The organism is Pseudomonas anguilliseptica, from assembly GCF_900105355.1.
GTDB lineage: Bacteria > Pseudomonadota > Gammaproteobacteria > Pseudomonadales > Pseudomonadaceae > Aquipseudomonas > Aquipseudomonas anguilliseptica.
In genome coordinates this window covers 1192144-1208616 of the sequence record NZ_FNSC01000001.1, presented here as the reverse complement: position 1 = coordinate 1208616, position 16473 = coordinate 1192144, and the positions used below count along the sequence as shown (strand labels likewise).

Sequence of the window (16473 nt, the reverse complement as noted above, 5' to 3'; positions counted from 1 at the left end):
TGCCAAAATCAGGAAGTCTTTTTCAGACCATCCTTAGGGAAAAACGCCTTGTACACCTGGTTGGCGGCTTTTTCCTGCTCCAGCAACATAAAGTCTTCTTGGGGGTTGGCCTGAACCGCGGTGAGCATGCAAAGCGCGGTGATGCTGGCACTGATGGCGAGGGTTAACTTCCGCTTTCTCATTCTTGAGATTCCTATCCTTCACTTATTGTTTGTCCGCCCCTGGTAAGGAACGGTGTGTTTTTTGCCCCCTTGTGGAGGGCGAGGGATGTTTGGCAGTGGAAGCTCTTGATGCCGAATGCGTTGGCGCTACTGCATGCCCCTGAACATCTTGTTATGGGAGGCTGGCCGATCTGGTACAAGAGTGCAAAGGAACTTAGAAGGCGCTTGGCTGGCTGTCAATTTCTTCGTAGATCGCTGTCGTTTTTCGTATTTTCACGACATATAGTCGACACGATGTTCGTAAAAATGATGGCTGCTGGCTATGTATGGCAACCGTGTAAGGAGGGATTTATGCAAGGAATCAATGGATTGCGGATCGGCATGTTGCTGCTGACCCTCGGGTTGGCCTTGGGCTGTGCTTCAGGCGGAGCCCAGCAGCAGGCAGGCGCTGATAAGGGGCCCACGATGGCGGCCGAGTGGACGCAGCTGCGTCAAGCCAAGGGGAATTTTGCCGGTGGCGAGTGGCGGCAGGATCTGGATGCCTGGCAGGGGCGCAAGCACCAGCTGATGCAGACGCTGGCCGCAGAGGTGCTGGCTGCGCATAGCGATACGCCGGCGGTGCTGGCGCTGTTGGGTGAGCCTGATGCCAAAGTCACGATCGAGCAGGCGGATTACGCCGACTGGCAGCGCCGCACGGAGTGGCAGGGCAGCCCAGGGCCGCTGCTGTGGAGTTATCACTGGCGCGGCCAGCATGATCAGCTGCTGGTGGCCTTCAGCGAAGGGCGGGTCAGTGCGGTGGGCTGGTTATATGCCTGGGAGTAGCGTCGCCGCCAATTATCTGCAGCCTGGGTTGTAGTGGGCTGTGCTGTATTCGGCATAGGGCGCGGGCAAAGCGATCAAGTCACCGACAACGCGCTGGGCCACCCTGGGCTTAATTGACCCGGAGGAGGCTACGGATGTTGCGATTGACCCTGGAACAGGCCGAGGAGCTGGCGCAGGCCATTCTGCGCCGGCACGGCTTCAGCGAGGCCTATGTACGGGCCATCGGCGCTACGCTGCTGGCCGGCGAGCGTGATGGCTGCACTTCCCATGGCCTGTGGCGTCTGCTCGGCATAGTGCAGGCGCTCAGGGCTGGTAAGGTCGAGCCTTGCGCCGAGCCGCAGGTGCATGACCAGGCACCGGGTGTGGTGCGGGTGGATGCCCGGGGCGGGTTTTCCCAGCTGGCCTTTGCCGCCGGCCTGCCGTTGCTGGCGGACAAGGCCCGGGCCAACGGTATCGCGGCTTTGGCGATTAACCACTGCGTGCACTTTTCCGCCCTCTGGGTCGAACTGGAGGCGCTGACCGAGCTGGGGCTGGTGGCCCTGGCCTGCAACCCGACCCAGGCCTATGTGGCCCCGGCCGGTGGCAGCCGTCCGTTATTTGGTACCAACCCCATCGCCTTTGGCTGGCCGCGCGCTGGCCAGGCGCCCTTTATCTTCGACTTTGCCACCAGTGCCATCGCCCGCGGCGATATCGAACGGCACCGCCGTTCGGGCGAACCCTTGCCGCCCGGGTGGGGGATCGATCGCCATGGCCAGCCTTGTAGTGATGCTGGCGAAGTACTCGATCAGGGCGCCATGCTGACCTTCGGCGGGCACAAGGGCTCGGCCCTGTCCGCCATGATCGAGCTGATCGCGGGGCCCTTGATCGGCGATCTGACCAGCCTCGAATCCAGCGCCCATGACGCCGGTAGCAAGGCTTTGCCCTACCACGGGGAATTGCTGATCGCCCTGGATCCGCAGCGCTTTCTGGGTGATCAGGCCGCCCGGCACCTGGCCCGCGCCGAGGCCCTGTTTATGGCCATGCAGGAACAAGGCGCACGCCTGCCCTCGCAGCGTCGCTATGCCGCCCGGGCGCACAGCCTGACCCATGGGGTGGAGATCACGCAGACGCTGTATGACGACCTGCAGGCGTTGCTGGATTAGCAGATCGCCATAAAAAACCCGGCCGAGGCCGGGTTGAAATCACAGGCACCGCCTATCCGTGCCGGCACGAAATCAGAGCAGCGGCGCCCGTGTGTGTTGCCCGTCCACTAGGCGTTCGATGCCCAGGGGGTTGGCGTTTTGCAGGGCCTTGGGCAGCAGCTGGTCCGGATAGTTCTGGTAGCACACAGGGCGCAGAAAGCGCTCGATGGCCAGGCTGCCTACCGAGCTGCCGCGGGCATCCGAGGTGGCCGGGTAGGGGCCGCCGTGCACCATGGCATCGCAGACTTCCACGCCGGTAGGGTAGCCATTGAGCAACAGGCGCCCGGCCTTGTGCTCCAGCAGTGGCAGTAGCGCCGCACACAGGCTGAGGTCTTCCGGCTCGGCGATCAGGCTGGCGCTGAGCTGGCCGTGCAGGGCCTGCACGGCGAGTTGCAGCTCATGCAGATCGGCCACCTCGACCAGCACCGTGCAGGGGCCGAAGACCTCCTCCTGGAGCAGTGGGTCGCCCCCCAGCAGCAGGCCGACATCGGCCTGGAACAGTTGCGGCCAGGCCTGGCGCCCCTGCTGCGGCTGGCCGGCCAGATGACGCACGGCGGGGTGGCGGTGCAGTGCAGACACGCCGTGTTCGTAGCTGCTCAAGGTGCCAGCGTTAAGCATGGTCTGCGCCGCTTGATCCGCCATATGCGCGGCGAGTTCGCGGGTAAAGGCGCCGAATGCCGGCGAACTCAGGCCAATGATCAGGCCAGGATTGGTGCAGAACTGGCCGCAGCCCAAGATCACCGAGGCGCTCAGTTCGCTGGCGATCTGCTCGCCGCGGGCCTTGAGCGAGCCGGTAAAGCCCACCGCCTGGATCGCCGGGTGTTTGACCAGCCACTCGCCAACCCCGCCGCCGTAGACCATGTTGAACACCCCGGCTGGCATGCCGGTGGTCTCGGCGGCACGGATGATCGCCTGCGCCACCAGCTCGGCGGTGGCCATATGGCCGCTGTGGGCCTTGAACACCACCGGGCAGCCGGCGGCCAGGGCCGCGGCACTGTCGCCACCGGCGGTGGAGAAGGCCAGGGGAAAGTTGCTGGCGCCGAACACTGCCACGGGGCCGACTCCGATCTGCCATTGGCGCAGATCGGCCCGGGCCAGTGGCTGGCGCTCGGGCTGGGCGCGGTCGATGCGCGCGCCGAGGAAGTCGCCGCGGCGCAGCACCTGGGCGAACAGGCGCAGCTGGCCGCTGGTGCGCGCCCGTTCGCCCTGGATGCGTGCCGGCGGCAGGGCGGTTTCGCGGCAGACGATGGCCACGAAGTCATCGCCGAGGGCATCGATCTCCTCGGCGATGGCGTCGAGGAACTGGGCGCGCTGTTCCGGGCTCAGCTGGCGGTAGGCCGGGTAGGCGGCCTCGGCGGCGCGCGCGGCGGCGTCCACCTCGGCTTCGCTGGCCTGGTGGAAACTGTAGGGCAGGGCCTCGCCGCTGCTGGCGTCGAAACTCTGCAGGATGATCTCGCCGGTGGCGCTGCGGCCGCCGGCGATAAAGTTGTGGCCGGTGATGGCGGGCATTGCTAGCTCCTGTTGGGGGCTGTTCGGTTGAATGCGGCAGATCGGCCGGATGCAGGTGAGCACCCGGCCGCAGCACGGTATCAGGCGAGGTTGTGCTCGGCCGACCAATTGGCATACCACTGGCGGAACAGCCGGTACTGGGTCTCGGCGTAGTGGCGCTGGGCATCGCTTGGATTGAAGTGCAGGCTGTATTCCGCGTCGCCGCCCAGCACCATCAGGTGCTTGTAATAAAGAACCAGGTCGCAGCCCTCGTCGAAAGACGACAGCACGTTGAGCGCCTCTGACAGCTCCAGGGCGCGGCGGCGGGCAACGGCATCGCCCTGGGCGGCCTGCTTGCTCAGCTCCACCAACTGCAGCACTTCGCGCGGCAGGACGTTGCCGATGCCGGTGATGGCGCCGGTCGCGCCGCAATTGACGAAACCATGCATCACCTGGGTATCGACCCCGGCCATGAGAATCACCTGATCATCCTGCGAGGTGATGTGCTCGGCGGCGTAGCGCATGTCGGCGGCACCACCGAACTCCTTGAAGCCGATCAGGTTGGGGTACTGGCGGCGCAGCTTGAAGAACAGCTCGGCGCGGGTGGCAAAGCCGTAGTAGGGGCTGTTGTAGATCACCGCCGGCAGCGTCGGCGCCGCTTCGAGAATGGCAGCGAAGTGCGCCTCCTGGGCGGCCGGCGAAGCACCCCGGGACAGCACGCGGGGGATGACCATCAGGCCGTGGGCGCCGACCTTGGCGGCGTGGGCGGTGTGGGACACGGCTTCGCGACTGTTTACCGCGCCGGTGCCGACGATGGTCGGGATGCCGGCGGCGACCAGGCGCGCCACCCCTTCCTGGCGCTCGGCCTCGGTCAGCAACGGCCAGTCGCCCATGGAACCGCAGTAGACCACGGCGCTCATGCCGGTCTGGATCAGCTCTCGGCCCTTGCGCACCAGGGCGTCGAAGTCCGGCTTGCGCTCGGCGGTGCAAGGGGTCATCAGGGCGGGGATGGTGCCGGTGAAGATGTTGCTGCTCATGCTGTTGCCTCCTGGGCAGATTAAACGTATTTCGTATACGAAGATAAATGGCCGTAATCAGCCCTTGTTTCCATGAGGTGGGCCTGGGCCCTGTTTATCGTCTAAGCGTAAAAAAGGGCTGTCAGGCCTCGACCGGCCAGGTATCGCTGAGGCGATAGCCCTCGGGCCAGGGATCGTCCGGGTCGAGCAGGTGCTGATGGGTGCCGGTGATCCAGGCGCGGCCGACAAAGGCCTCGCCGACCTGCAACTGGCCTCGCCTCTGCAGAACCGCCATGCGCGCCGAGCAACCGGTGCCGGTGGGCGAGCGGTCGACCTTGCCGGGGCGGATCACCACCGCGCTGGCCGCCGTCAGCACGCCGTTCAGGCGCTCCAGCGGGCCGGCCAGCTGGCAGAAGGAGACATGCGCCCAGTCCGAGTTCAGTGGATGGACGAAGCCCAGCTGCTCGTTGGCCGCACGGGTGATCTTCAGTCCGCTGGCGGCCAGGTCGGCGGCCTCGTCGGCGCTCAGGGCAAAACCCAGGGCCTGGGCATCGGCGATCACAAAGCTGTCGCCGCCGTAGGCGGTGTCGACCTTGAGCGTGCCCAGGCCTTCGACTTCGAGCATGGCGTCCAGGCGGTCGGCGAAGGACGGCAGGTTGCGCACCTGCACCTGCTGCACCTTGCCATCGTGACACTCGGCCAGCACCTCGATCAGCCCGCCCGGGGCCTCCAGGCACAGCCGGGTGACGGGTTCCTGCATCGGCAGGATGCCGGTTTCCAGCAGCACCGTGGCCACGCACAGCGAGTTGGAGCCGGACATCGGCGGCGTGTCGGCCGGTTCCATGATGATCCAGGCCATCTGCGCCTGTGGGTCCTTGGCCGGCAGCAGCAGGTTGACGTGGCGGAACACGCCACCGCGCGGCTCGTTCAGCACGAAGTTGCGCAGGCGTTGGTCCTCGGCGATCCAGCGCGACTGGGCCCACAGCGTGTCGCCGGGCGGCGACGCCACGCCGCCGACTATCACGTCGCCCACTTCACCTTCGGCGTGGCAGCTGACTATATGAATGACCTTGCTCGAGCGCATATCAGAGTACCGATCTGAGGAAGTCGGCGGTTTCCGCCATCTGCGGGTTGCCGATCACCTGGTCGGGCGAGCCGATCTCGTGCACCAGGCCATTGCGGAAGAAGGCCATGCGATCCGATACATCACGGGCGAAGCGGATCTCATGGGTCACCAGGATCATGGTCATGCCCTCTTCGGCGAGCAGGCGCATGGTGTCCAGTACCTCACCCACCAGCTGCGGGTCGAGGGCGCTGGTGGCCTCGTCGAACAGCATGTAATCCGGGCTCATGGCCAGCGCGCGGGCGATGGCCATGCGTTGCTGCTGGCCGCCGGAAAGCTTGCCGGGGAACACCTTGAGCTTGTCCGCCAGGCCGACGTGGGTGAGCTGTTTGACCGCCATGGCCTCGGCGTCCTGCTTGCTCAGGCCGAGCACCTTGCGCGGTGCCAGCATGACGTTCTCCAGCACGGTCAGGTGGGGAAAGGCGTTCCACTGCTGGAACACGATGCCGATCTTCTGCCGCAGCTTGTTCAGGTCGGTGCCCGGGGCATGCACCTCGGTGCCGTCGACGCGGATGCTGCCGCGCTGGATCGGCTCCAGGCCATTAATGCACATCAGCAGGGTGGACTTGCCGGAGCCGGAGCCGCCGATGATCGACACCACCTCGCCCTTATTCACCGTCAGGCTGACGCCCTTGACCACTTCCAGGTCGCCGAAGGATTTATGCACCTTGTCGATTTCAATCATTTTCCTGCCACCTTTTTTCCAGGCGGTTGCCCAGCTGGGCCACCATCAGACTCATGAGGTAATAGATAAGGCCGGCGATGCAGAGCACCAGCAGCGGTTCCTGGATGCGCGTGACCACGCTTTGCGAGGTGCGCAACAGTTCGAAGATGCCGATCCACATGACCAGGGCGGTGTCCTTCATCACGCTCAGCACCAGGTTCAACCAGCCGGGAAAGGCCACCCGGGTGGCCAGGGGTAGGACCACGAAGCGCAGGTCCTGCCAGTAGCTCATGCCCAGGGAGCGGGCAGCGCGGCGCAGGTTGGCCGGCACCGCCTGGATACCGCTGCGCACGATCTCGCTGCAGAAGGCCGCGGCGTAGATGCCGAGCACCAGGCAGCCGACGGCGAAGGCGCTGATATCCAGGCCGGCGATGCTTTTCAGCGAGTTGAACAGGACAAACTGAATCAGCAGCGGCACGCTGCGAAACACATCCAGCACCCAGGCCAGGGGCATGCTGGCGCGCGGAAGGGCGGCGCGCAGCAGGCCGCAGAGCACGCCGGACAGGGTGCCGATAAGCATGGCGGCGGCGGTCAGTTGCAGGGTCACCCAGGCGCCCTGGAGCATAAACAGCAGGTCGCTGGCGGTCAGACTGGTGGAAAACATGCTGTGGCCCTCAGTAGCGGAACAGCCGCCAGGCCATCGGCCGGGCGCTGAGCACAATGGTCTTGGCGATCAGGTAATAGAGCACCGCCGCCAGGGCGAAGTACTCGAAGGTGCGGAAGGTCTTGACATTGTAGTCCTGGGTCACCCCGGTGAGGTCGTCGTTCAGGCCGACTATCACGCCCAGCGAGGTCATCAGCACCGCCCAGACCATCTGGTTGGACAGCGGGTGGAAGACGATGCGCAGCAGCTGCGGGATGATGATCAGGCGGTAGGCCTGCCAGGCATTCATGCCCAGCGAGCGCGCCGCGCGCATCTGTGTATCGGGCACGGCCTTGAGGCCGCCACGGAAGTTTTCCGCCAGGTAGCCGGCATTGTTGAAGGTGATGCCGGCCAGCAGCGCCAGCCAGGAGCTGACATGCAGGCCGAAGGCGCCCAGACCGAAGTAGAGGACGTAGATCTGGAACAGCGAAGGGGTGTTGCGCGCAATCGACACCCAGGTTTCGGCGAAACCGCGCAGCAGCCGGTTCTGCTGCTGGCGCAGCAACGTCAGCAGCAGGGCGATCAGGGTGCCCAGCAGCATCGACAGGGCGGCGGTTTCCAGGGTTACCCAGGCGCCATTGAGCATATCCGGCAGGGCCTTGAAGGCGATGCGCCAGTGGAAGCTGTAATCGAACATCAGTGACTCCCGTGGGGTTGAGGGTTGACCAGCCAGGCAGGCACCGCCCTGGCGTTGCGACCGCTACAGGCCGCTCCCACGCATGCGGCGAGGCTGCCGAAGTGCACCTGGCGGCCCACCAGGCCTGGGGCGTAATGGGCGTACTTTCCGGAGTTGGTCATCAGGGTGCGGGCGCCGGGCGGCACCACCGGCTCGCCGAGCATGCACCAGCAAGTGTCGGTGAGCAGTTCGGCACCGAATTCGCGCAGCACGGCCAGGTGCCCGGCAGTCTCGGCCTGTTGCTGCACGGCGCGGCCGCAGGTCACCACCAGGGTGGTGTCCGGATGGCTGTGGTGGCCTTAGCAGAGCTCGGCCAGGCGCGCCAGTTCGGTGGCCGAGCAGTGCGGGTTGCCCAGGGCCACCAGGCTGACCTCAGCCGACTCGGCGCTGTTGAGCCCCCGCCAGCTTTCCAGCAGTTCATCGAGGGTCACCCGCAGCTGCCGGGCCGGCGCCTGGCCGCCGAGCGCGCTGGCCTCATCCGGTGCCTCGGGGGTGACCCCGGCGATATGGAACATGGGCGCTGCCGAGGTGGTGGCAAAGGCGGCGCCAAAGGCTTTGAGGTCGTCGCTGCTGGCGGCGCTGTGCTCCAGGCCCGTGAGCAGCGGGATGTTGCGGGCGGCGAGCAGGCCCACGTGGTAGCCGAGCAGGGGCCAGAAGCTGTCGTCGGGCTCCTGCGGGTATTGCACCTCGACCAGCAGGGTTGCGCGCCGCCCCTCGTCCAGATGCGCTCCGCAGCGCGGCGCGCGGCCGGTCAGGGCGATGCAGATATCCAGGTAGTCCGGGTACTTCAGGGTGCGCGCACCCAGCACGCTGTTGGCGTACACCACGGCGTTGGACTCGGCCCAGACGATCTGTTCGCCCAGTGCCGGCGCGCTGTCCAGCAGATAGGGCGCGCAGGTGAAACTGAGTTGGGCACCCATGGCCATATAGACATCGCCCAGCGCGCTGGCTGGCTCGCCGAAGTCCGGCTCGATGCCCAGGGCGCGCCAGCGCCGCTGGTCTACCGAGATGGCGTTGAGGGTGGTGGGTACGCAGACTTGCGCACCCCAGTCGCGCAGTTGCTCGGCGAAGCGCAGGCAGGCCGGGCCGGTGTAGATGCAGCCGTCGATATGCGCCTGGCTGATATCCAGCAACTCGCTGGCGCCCATCAGTTCGGCCATGCGCAACACCAACTGCATGGCCACCTGGGCCGCCTGGCCGTATTCGCCGGCGAGCAGGGCACGGTCGCGCGCATTCAGCGACAGCGAAGTGCGAGGTCCATCGGTGCTCGCCATGGGCTCGGCGCTCCAGGGGCTATCCGGCGCGTCGGCAGCCAGCAGCAGCTGCTCGCCATCGATGCGCACGCTGGCCCCGGCATGTGGCTCAAGGTCGGCGAAGGCGGCGTGGCCGATGCACAGCACCGGCAGTTGCACGTTAAATACCTGCTCGGCGACCAGCGCGCCGAGGGTGAGAATTTCATCGGGTTCGGCCAGCACCAGCGCCGTCGGTGCCGGGCCGTTGAGGATCAGTTCCAGCAGGACGCTGCTGCCGGTGCAGGAGCCGCGTCCGCTGGGAATGGCCAGTACGCGCCCGGCCAGGGATTGCCCGCTCAGCGGGTGGTGTCGATCGATCACCTCCGCGCTGAACGGGTCGACGCCACCCCAGAAACTCAGGCCCTGGTCGGCCCAGAGCAGGTTGCCCCGACCGCGACCCTCCACCAGACTGCGGCCCTTGATTCTTGTCATCGTCATATAGATCGCCCCCGGGCGCGCTCGATCAGTAGTACACGCCAGGCACGGTCAGGCTGGCCGGGCTGATCTCATCGCCCACCCACTTGGCCCACAGTTCGTGGTAACGGCCGTTGCGCACCTGCTGGTTGACGAACAGGTTGAGGTAGTTGAGCAGGCCGTATTCGTTGCGCTTGGCCGCCAGGGATACGTAATCGACCACATAGGGCGCGTCACCGACGACCTTCAGCCCCTTGTACTTGCCGGACTTGAGGGTGGCGGCGGCCACGGTGTTGGTCACCACGGTGGCGTCGATATGGCCCTGGGCTACGGCGAGGATGGTGTCGTTCTGGTTCTGGTAGGCGCGGAAGCTGCCGCCGCCCCAGCCCTTGACGTCCTTCTCCAGGGCAATGGCTTCGTAGGTGCCGCTGGTATTGCCCACCGGGCGTCCCTTGAGATCGGCGTAGCCGTTGATGCCGGTGTCCTCACGGGTCAGCACCACCATCTGGAAGGCGAAGTAGGGCATGGTCATGCCCACGGTCTTGGCCCGCTCCAGGGTGTCGGAGGTGGAGGCGACGATCACATCGGCGCGGCCCGATACCAGGGCCGGGATGCGGTCGGGGAAGGGCGTTTCGACCACTTCGGCCTTGACCCCGAGCACGCCGGCCAGGTCGTTGCAGTAATCCACATCGAAGCCGGCGGGCTGGTTCTGTTCGTCGCGAAAGCCCATCGGCGGGAAGTCCAGGGTCACGGCGCAACGCAGCTTGCCGGAGCCGACTATGTCGTCGAGCTTGTCGGCATGGGCGTTACTGATCAGGACGCTGCTCAGAAGGGCGCAGGCTGCTGCGGAAATAAGCTGGTTTTTCATGGGTATCTCTCTTCTCTCGTGCGTGTGGCAGATTAGGAGTGATGCTTTGGTATTACGGATTTCGTATACGAAATTAAATATGCGAATGGCGTGCCATTTCTCCAGGTTGGCCCTGGCGTTGAGCTGCAAGGCGTTTAACTCGCGGTGTGTGCGGCCTTGATAAGGCGCGTGGCCGAACTGCCGCAGGGGCGTGGCTGTGGATTGGGGTGATGCGGGTGTTACCTAAGGGAGCGGGCCGTGGCGAGATTGCACAATGCTGAGGCACTCAACGCTGCTGAAGGGACTCGCGGTACTGGCTGGGGGACAGCCCGGTGTGCGCCTTGAACTGACGGCTGAAGGCGCTGTGGTCGGTGTAGCCGCAGCGCAGGGCGATCTCGGTGATGGCCAGGTCCTCTTCCAGCAGCTGGGTGGCGGCACCGAGACGGGCCTTGTGGATCATCTGCCGCGGGCTGAGCTGGAAGATGCGCTGGCAGTGACGTTCCAGTTGTGCCACGGACAGTCCGGCGATGGCGGTTAGTTGATCCAGGCTGATCGGTTGCGCGAAGTGCTGGCGGATATGCGCGTCAACCGCCGCGACCTTGGGGTAGGCCGGGTGCTGAGCGTTGGCGTGGGGCAGATCGCAGGACACCCCGGCCATGCCGATGATGGCGCCCTGGGTATCGCGCAGGGGCAGCTTGTGGGTCAGGCACCAGCCGGGCTGGCGGCCGGGGTAGAGGTGCAGTTCCAGCTGGTTGTCGAGCCGCTGGCCGGCGCTGAGCACCTGCAAATCCTGAACGGTGTAGAGCGTGCCCAGGCGGGTGGGGAAGACTTCTTCAGCCGTGCGTCCGAGCAGTTGCTGCTTGTCCTTGCAGCCCAGACGTTGCACCAGCGTCTGGTTGAGCAGCAGGTAACGGGCCTGGCGATCCTTGATAAAGAACACCACCCCGGCCAGGGCATCCAGCAACGGTTCGATGGCGTGCAGGCTGGTCACCAGGCTGGTGATATCGACGGCATTGGCAGAGGGCAGCAGGTGCAAGGGGTTACTGGGCATGGGCAGGCTCCGCGGTTGCCGGAGGATAAGGCCTGACCGCTGCCCTGAACAGGCAGCGGTCGGCGTTACTCGCGTTGCCCCAGTTGCAGCAGGCTGTCGATACGCGCGGGGCTAAAGGGCGGGCGGGGTGCCGGCGGCTGCCAACCGAACAGTACCTGACTGGCGGCGCCACAGATGCGACCCTGGCAGGCCCCCATGCCGCAGCGGCTGGCCAGTTTGGCCTGGCTCCAGCTTTCATGCTCGGCCAGGGCGGCCAGCGGCACGTCCTCGCAGCGGCAGATCAGGGTGTCCGGGCGGGCCAGTTGCTGCACCTCTTCGCCCAGGGCGAAGGCATCGCTCAGCGCCGTGGCAAAGCTCTGCCAGCGTTCGCGCTGGGGCCATAGACGCTGCGCCGCCGCCTGTTCATCGACCGCGGCATGTCCGGCGATGGCGCCTTCCACCAGGGCCTTTTCGCTGCCGCCGAATCCCGTGCATTCGCCGGCGGCATAGACGCCCTCCAGGCTGCTGGCCTGCCAGGCATCCACGGCGATGGCGTTCGCCGTAATCTGGCAGCCCAGGGCCTGGCCCAGCTGGGTGTTAGGGATCAGGCCGAAGCCACAGGCCAGGCGCTCGCAGGCGATTTCTTTGATCCGCCCGTTGATGCTTAGGCGCACCGCTTGCAAGTGGTTATCGCCCCGGGCCTCGATGACATGGCTGTTGGCCCGATAGCCGCGATGCCACAGGCTAAACGCCTGCAGCAGCTTGTGCGGCCAGCGCGGCAGTTGCGCGGCAAAGCCGGCCAAGGCGGCCCAGCCGGTCTGCTCGGCGATATGCAGCACACGGGCGCCGTTCTTTTGCGCGGTGGCGGCGCTGGCCAGCAGCAGCGGGCCGCTACCGGCAATCACCACACGCTCGCCGGCCACCGGCAGGCCGCCCTTGATCAGCGCCTGCAAGCCGCCGTCGCCGGTTACCCCGGGCAGGGTCCAGCCGGGGAACGGCAGCAGCAGTTCGCGGGCACCGGTGCAGAGAATCAGCTTGTGATATTCGATCACCCAGCCGCGCTGGGGGGCTTCCACCAGCAGCGCCTTGGGCCCGGCCTGGGCTATTACCCGGGCGCTGCTGAGCAGCTCGATATTGCTCTGGGCGGCGATGCGCTGGCGATAACGCTTGGCCCCATCCGGCAGCTGGGCCTGGGCGCCGTCACGCCAGATCTGCCCGCCGGGCAAGGGATTGTCATCGAGCAGGGCGATACGCGCGCCACTCGGCGCAGCCGCCAGGGCGGCGGCCATGCCGGCTGGACCGGCACCGATAATCAGAATATCCACCTTCATGGCCGGCTCTCCACGCGCATGCCGTCGTGGCACAGGGTCTGGCAGGCCAGGCTGCGTTGGCCGTCGATCAGCACCCGGCATTCCTGGCACACGCCCATGCCGCAGACGGGGGCGCGGCGCTGACCGCTGATCGAGGTGCGGCTGCTGCCGTCGCCACCGAGCAGCAGTGCGGCGGCCACCGTGGTGCCGGCGCAGACCTTGAGTGGTTTTCCATCGAGGATCAGTTCAGGCATGCGCGGCGGCTCCGAGAAAACGTTGCGGCAGATAGGCGTGGGCTGCCAGCGGCGGCGTCTCGCCAAACAGCTGGGCGACCAGCAGAGCGGCGCTGCCCGGTGCCGTGGTGACGCCCAGGCCCTCATGACCGACCGCCAGCCACAGGCCCGCACGTTGCGGGTGTTCGCCGAGTAGTGGCAGGCCGTCCGGGCTGGCGGCGCGCAGGCCGGTCCAGGCGCGGATGGCATTGAGGCTGGCCAAGCCGGGCATATAGTCCACCGCGCGGCGCAGCATCCTGGCCAGCATCTGCGGCTCCACCTCCGAGTCTGTGCTGTCGAACTGGCGCGAGGCCCCGATCAGCAACTGGCCGGTTGGTCGCGGCTGGATATTGGCGGCCACCGAGGGGCCACTGCTGTTGTGCGCGCTGCTGACATAACCGAGCTCCACCAGGGTATGGCTGATCCGCCCGGGGTAGCGGTCGGTGATCAGCAGGTGACCTTTCTTTGGCGTGATCGGCAGCTCCGGGCAGAGTGCGCCGGCCTGATTGCCTGCGGCCAGGATCACCGCCTCGGCGCGCAACCAGGCGCCGCTGGCAAGACGCACGCGGTTGTCGTCGATCTCGACCGCATGGCCCTGGCGGCGCTCGATCAGTGGGTGGTCGAGCAGCCAGCGCGCCGCATTGGGCGCGTAAAGAATGCCGTCGCCACTGACCTTGAGCGCGCCGTGCAGGCCCTTGCGCAGCTCGGGTTCGGTCGCCTGCAGGGCGCTGGAACCGAGCAGCTGGCAGTCCAGGCCATGTTCGCTCAGCGCCAGGCACTTGGCCTCGGCCATTTCCTCGGCATTGGCCGCCAGCCACAGCGTGCCGTTCTGCCGGTAGGCGCAGTCTTCGGGCATTTCGCCAGCCCAGTCGCGCCAGCGCTGCAGCGAGTATTGGCACAGCGCCAGCTCGGCCGGGTTGTCGTCCAGCACGATCAGGTGGCCCATGCCAGCGGCAGTGGCGGCCGGCAAACCGGCGTCCAGCACCAGTACGCGCTGGCCGCGCCGGGCCAGCTCGCGGGCGCAGGCGGCACCGACTATGCCGGCACCGATAACGATAACGTCGCCGCCATCGCTCACAGGCGAATGCCCCAGGCGAAGGGGTCGTCGGCCTCGATCAGCAGGGTGGCTTCGGCACTCAGATGGGCGCGGCCGCGAATGGTCGGGATGATGCGACCGCCATCGGCCCACTGGAAGCTGGCCTCAAACTGGCTGCCGATCACACTGGCCTGACGCCAGATCTGTCCGGGCTGCAGCTTGCCGTCGGCGGCCAGGCAGGCCAGCTTGGCGCTGGTGCCGGTGCCGGTGCCGCAGGGCGAGCGGTCGTAGGCCAGGCCGGGGCAGAGCACGAAGTTACGGCTATCCGCCACATCGTCATCGGCGAACAGTTCGATATGGTCGATCAGACCGCCGTCATCACCGCGCAGGCCTTGATCCTCAAGGGCCTGCTGCACGGCCGCGGCATAAGCGGTCAGGGCTGGCAAGTTGTCGCCGGCTACGCGCAGGCCGTGTTCGCTGATCAGAAAGAACCAGTTGCCGCCCCAGGCGATATCGCCGACCACCCGGCCATAGCCCGGCACCTGCACCTCGACCGCCTGGCGATAACGGTAGGCCGGCACATTGCGCACGCTCACCGAGCGGTCCTCATGCAGCGTCGCCTCGACTGTTCCGACGGGTGTCTCGATCTTGTGCAGGCCGGGGCCGATCCGCCCCAGATACACCAGGGACGCCACCAGGCCGATGGTGCCGTGGCCGCACATACCCAGGTAGCCGCTGTTATTGAAGAAGATCACACCGGCACAGGCGTCGGGATCGACCGGCTCGCACAGCAGGGCCCCGACCAGCACCTCGCTGCCCCGTGGCTCCAGCATGCAGGCGCTACGCCACTGGTCGAAGCGCTCAGCCAGCACCCGTCGGCGCTCGGCCATGCTGCCGTGGCCAAGATCGGGAAAACCGTCGAGAACCAGGCGGGTCGGTTCGCCGCCGGTGTGCGAGTCGAGAATCTGCATGCGCTGCATCGGGTGGTGCTCCCTGAACCACTGAAGATGCTGCAAGGGTGCCGCCGACTGCGGGCTGGCGGCTTGATGGATTTAGCTTATGGAAATGACGAAATCGGCACAGTTGTAAGCTCGCAGAACGGCTCGGCAGGCTGGCGATGCGCTGTATGCGGATGTTAGTGGGCGATGGGTAGGCAGGGGCGACTCTAGCCTGTGCCGCCCGACAGTTGTTGGCCAAAGCGGTCGAGTGACAGTTATGGCTGAGGATTCAGCCGGTCAATGTAGCGTCCTAGCCGGCTTCTTGGATGTATGTGGTGCTTGACCTTAAAGTTAAGTTAAACGTTAGGGTTTCCGTGCCCGGCCTCTCAAGCGCATGACTTGGAGGCTGTACATGTAGGTTCCATGGGCAGGAACCTTGTCACGCGCGGAGCACGAACAGAGATGAAATTCAGCAACCTTTTAGTAATGGCGGGAGTACTCCTGAATGCCCTGGCCTTTCCTTCATGGGCAGCGGGCTTACCTGAGTCTGAACCGGTCAGGACTGTGACCACCAGTATTGCGGGGCAGGATATTCCTGTAGTGGCCGGCGGACTGTACGACCGTTACCACTCCAATCCACCTCTCTCCGTCATCGCCACCGAAGCATCGGACATCGATCTGAGCTGGTTCAAGGAACTTAAGAAAACCAAGGTCGACATGGGCTTTGAGTCCTACTCACCAAACTTCTATTACAAGAACAGCCGGGTCACGGCAGTCTTCACGGCGGATCTGGCCCGGCTGAAAGCGCTGATGCCGGCCGAGGTTCTGGAACATATCCAACCGCTGCAGGTGTGGCCTGGTAGAGCTCTGGTCGCGTTGACCGCCTACGCATACGAATATTGCGACAACGACAGCTACAACGAGATCGCACTGTCCATCGTCACCAACAAGCCCGGAAATGCCAACCTGGGTCCGGTGTCTCTCATCGGTCAATCGATGTCGAAGGATTTCTGGGGCTATGTGCTCAAGCTGCCGGTCAACACGGAGCTCGCCAAGGTCAGAGGTGTGGTTGGTTACAACTTGCCCAAGTGGTTGACTGCTATCAACCTCAGGGAAACCGACCAGTCGGTTGTCTTCGAGATACTCGACAGCCAGACAGGGAAAGTCGACGTCACTCTCGAAACGGAGAAGCTGAGCGATCTCTCTATCGAGCCTCAGCTTGTCGCCAACAGCTTTACCAACATCGGCCACAACGGCGAGCTGAGCTACGGCTATGCGGTTTCTCGCCAGCTGAGCCATGCCTCGAGTACCAACGAAAACTCGGTCAAGCTCACCCTGAGCGACGGTAGCCTGTCGACGTATATCAAGTCATTGGAGCTGGGCGAAATGCTGAAGTACGAGTACGTGCCGGAGTTCCAAGGTGCGCTATATGCGCCCGCCCCACTGAAATCCATCTTGGATAACGATTGATTTTCGGAGCAGAACCAAGGGCCAGGGTCA

16 protein-coding genes and 1 pseudogene are annotated in these 16473 nt (G+C 65.4%); 3 read left to right on the top strand and 14 right to left on the bottom strand.

Translation table 11 applies throughout. From position 1 onward, the window contains the following. Nucleotides 1-8: 8 nt before the first annotated feature. Entirely contained in the window at nucleotides 9-182 is a 174-nt protein-coding gene (locus tag BLW24_RS25870; protein ID WP_167360328.1) for a hypothetical protein, read from the bottom strand. Nucleotides 183-512: 330 nt separating this feature from the next. Between BLW24_RS25870 and BLW24_RS05850 the strand changes: the two genes are divergently transcribed. Both BLW24_RS05850 and BLW24_RS05845 read left to right on the top strand, forming a co-directional pair. Next, nucleotides 513-983: a hypothetical protein gene (locus BLW24_RS05850; protein WP_090377874.1), complete on the top strand. Its 471-nt coding sequence runs from the start codon at nucleotides 513-515 to the stop codon at nucleotides 981-983. Nucleotides 984-1117: 134 nt separating this feature from the next. Next, a complete protein-coding gene (locus tag BLW24_RS05845; RefSeq protein ID WP_090377871.1) occupies nucleotides 1118-2125 on the top strand; it encodes an Ldh family oxidoreductase in 1008 nt (335 codons plus the stop codon). A 72-nt stretch (nucleotides 2126-2197) separates the two neighbouring features. Here the strand turns inward: BLW24_RS05845 and BLW24_RS05840 are convergent, their stop codons facing one another. From BLW24_RS05840 to BLW24_RS05780, 13 genes and pseudogenes are all read right to left on the bottom strand, one after another. After that, nucleotides 2198-3673, bottom strand: a complete 1476-nt coding sequence (locus BLW24_RS05840; protein WP_090377867.1) for an aldehyde dehydrogenase (NADP(+)) — start codon at nucleotides 3671-3673, stop codon at nucleotides 2198-2200. An 80-nt stretch (nucleotides 3674-3753) separates the two neighbouring features. Next, a complete protein-coding gene (locus BLW24_RS05835) occupies nucleotides 3754-4689 on the bottom strand; it encodes a dihydrodipicolinate synthase family protein (protein ID WP_090377864.1) in 936 nt (311 codons plus the stop codon). 121 nt (nucleotides 4690-4810) lie between these two features. Then, on the bottom strand, nucleotides 4811-5752 hold the full coding sequence (locus tag BLW24_RS05830) for a proline racemase family protein (RefSeq protein WP_090377861.1): 942 nt from the start codon (nucleotides 5750-5752) through the stop codon (nucleotides 4811-4813). A gap of 1 nt (nucleotide 5753) precedes the next feature. Continuing rightward, complete coding sequence (locus BLW24_RS05825; RefSeq protein ID WP_090377858.1) at nucleotides 5754-6476, bottom strand: amino acid ABC transporter ATP-binding protein; 723 nt, start codon at nucleotides 6474-6476, stop codon at nucleotides 5754-5756. Then, a complete protein-coding gene (locus BLW24_RS05820) occupies nucleotides 6469-7119 on the bottom strand; it encodes an amino acid ABC transporter permease (RefSeq protein WP_090377855.1) in 651 nt (216 codons plus the stop codon). Before BLW24_RS05820 ends, BLW24_RS05825 begins: the two co-directional genes overlap by 8 nt. A 10-nt stretch (nucleotides 7120-7129) precedes the next feature. Then, a complete protein-coding gene (locus BLW24_RS05815) occupies nucleotides 7130-7795 on the bottom strand; it encodes an amino acid ABC transporter permease (RefSeq protein ID WP_090377852.1) in 666 nt (221 codons plus the stop codon). Further along, nucleotides 7795-9564, bottom strand: a pseudogene (gene lhpI, locus BLW24_RS05810) (cis-3-hydroxy-L-proline dehydratase). The gene BLW24_RS05815 and the pseudogene lhpI overlap by 1 nt, the downstream one beginning before the upstream one ends. 25 nt (nucleotides 9565-9589) lie before the next feature. Beyond that, on the bottom strand, nucleotides 9590-10408 hold the full coding sequence (locus BLW24_RS05805; protein ID WP_090377848.1) for an ABC transporter substrate-binding protein: 819 nt from the start codon (nucleotides 10406-10408) through the stop codon (nucleotides 9590-9592). A gap of 265 nt (nucleotides 10409-10673) precedes the next feature. Further along, a complete protein-coding gene (locus tag BLW24_RS05800; RefSeq protein ID WP_090377845.1) occupies nucleotides 10674-11438 on the bottom strand; it encodes an AraC family transcriptional regulator in 765 nt (254 codons plus the stop codon). A gap of 65 nt (nucleotides 11439-11503) precedes the next feature. Beyond that, on the bottom strand, nucleotides 11504-12748 hold the full coding sequence (locus BLW24_RS05795) for an NAD(P)/FAD-dependent oxidoreductase (RefSeq protein ID WP_090377842.1): 1245 nt from the start codon (nucleotides 12746-12748) through the stop codon (nucleotides 11504-11506). Then, nucleotides 12745-12981 carry a (2Fe-2S)-binding protein gene (locus BLW24_RS05790; RefSeq protein ID WP_090377839.1) on the bottom strand — a complete coding sequence of 79 codons (237 nt, stop codon included), beginning with the start codon at nucleotides 12979-12981 and terminating at the stop codon, nucleotides 12745-12747. The genes BLW24_RS05795 and BLW24_RS05790 overlap by 4 nt, the downstream gene beginning before the upstream one ends. Then, on the bottom strand, nucleotides 12974-14077 hold the full coding sequence (locus tag BLW24_RS05785; RefSeq protein ID WP_090377836.1) for an NAD(P)/FAD-dependent oxidoreductase: 1104 nt from the start codon (nucleotides 14075-14077) through the stop codon (nucleotides 12974-12976). The genes BLW24_RS05790 and BLW24_RS05785 overlap by 8 nt, the downstream gene beginning before the upstream one ends. After that, on the bottom strand, nucleotides 14074-15015 hold the full coding sequence (locus BLW24_RS05780) for a 4-hydroxyproline epimerase (RefSeq protein ID WP_090377833.1): 942 nt from the start codon (nucleotides 15013-15015) through the stop codon (nucleotides 14074-14076). Before BLW24_RS05780 ends, BLW24_RS05785 begins: the two co-directional genes overlap by 4 nt. Before the next feature lie 420 nt (nucleotides 15016-15435). On the opposite strand from BLW24_RS05780, the gene BLW24_RS05775 reads away from it, so the two are divergent. Next, complete coding sequence (locus BLW24_RS05775) at nucleotides 15436-16443, top strand: acetoacetate decarboxylase (ADC) (RefSeq protein WP_090377830.1); 1008 nt, start codon at nucleotides 15436-15438, stop codon at nucleotides 16441-16443. Nucleotides 16444-16473 lie beyond the last annotated feature (30 nt).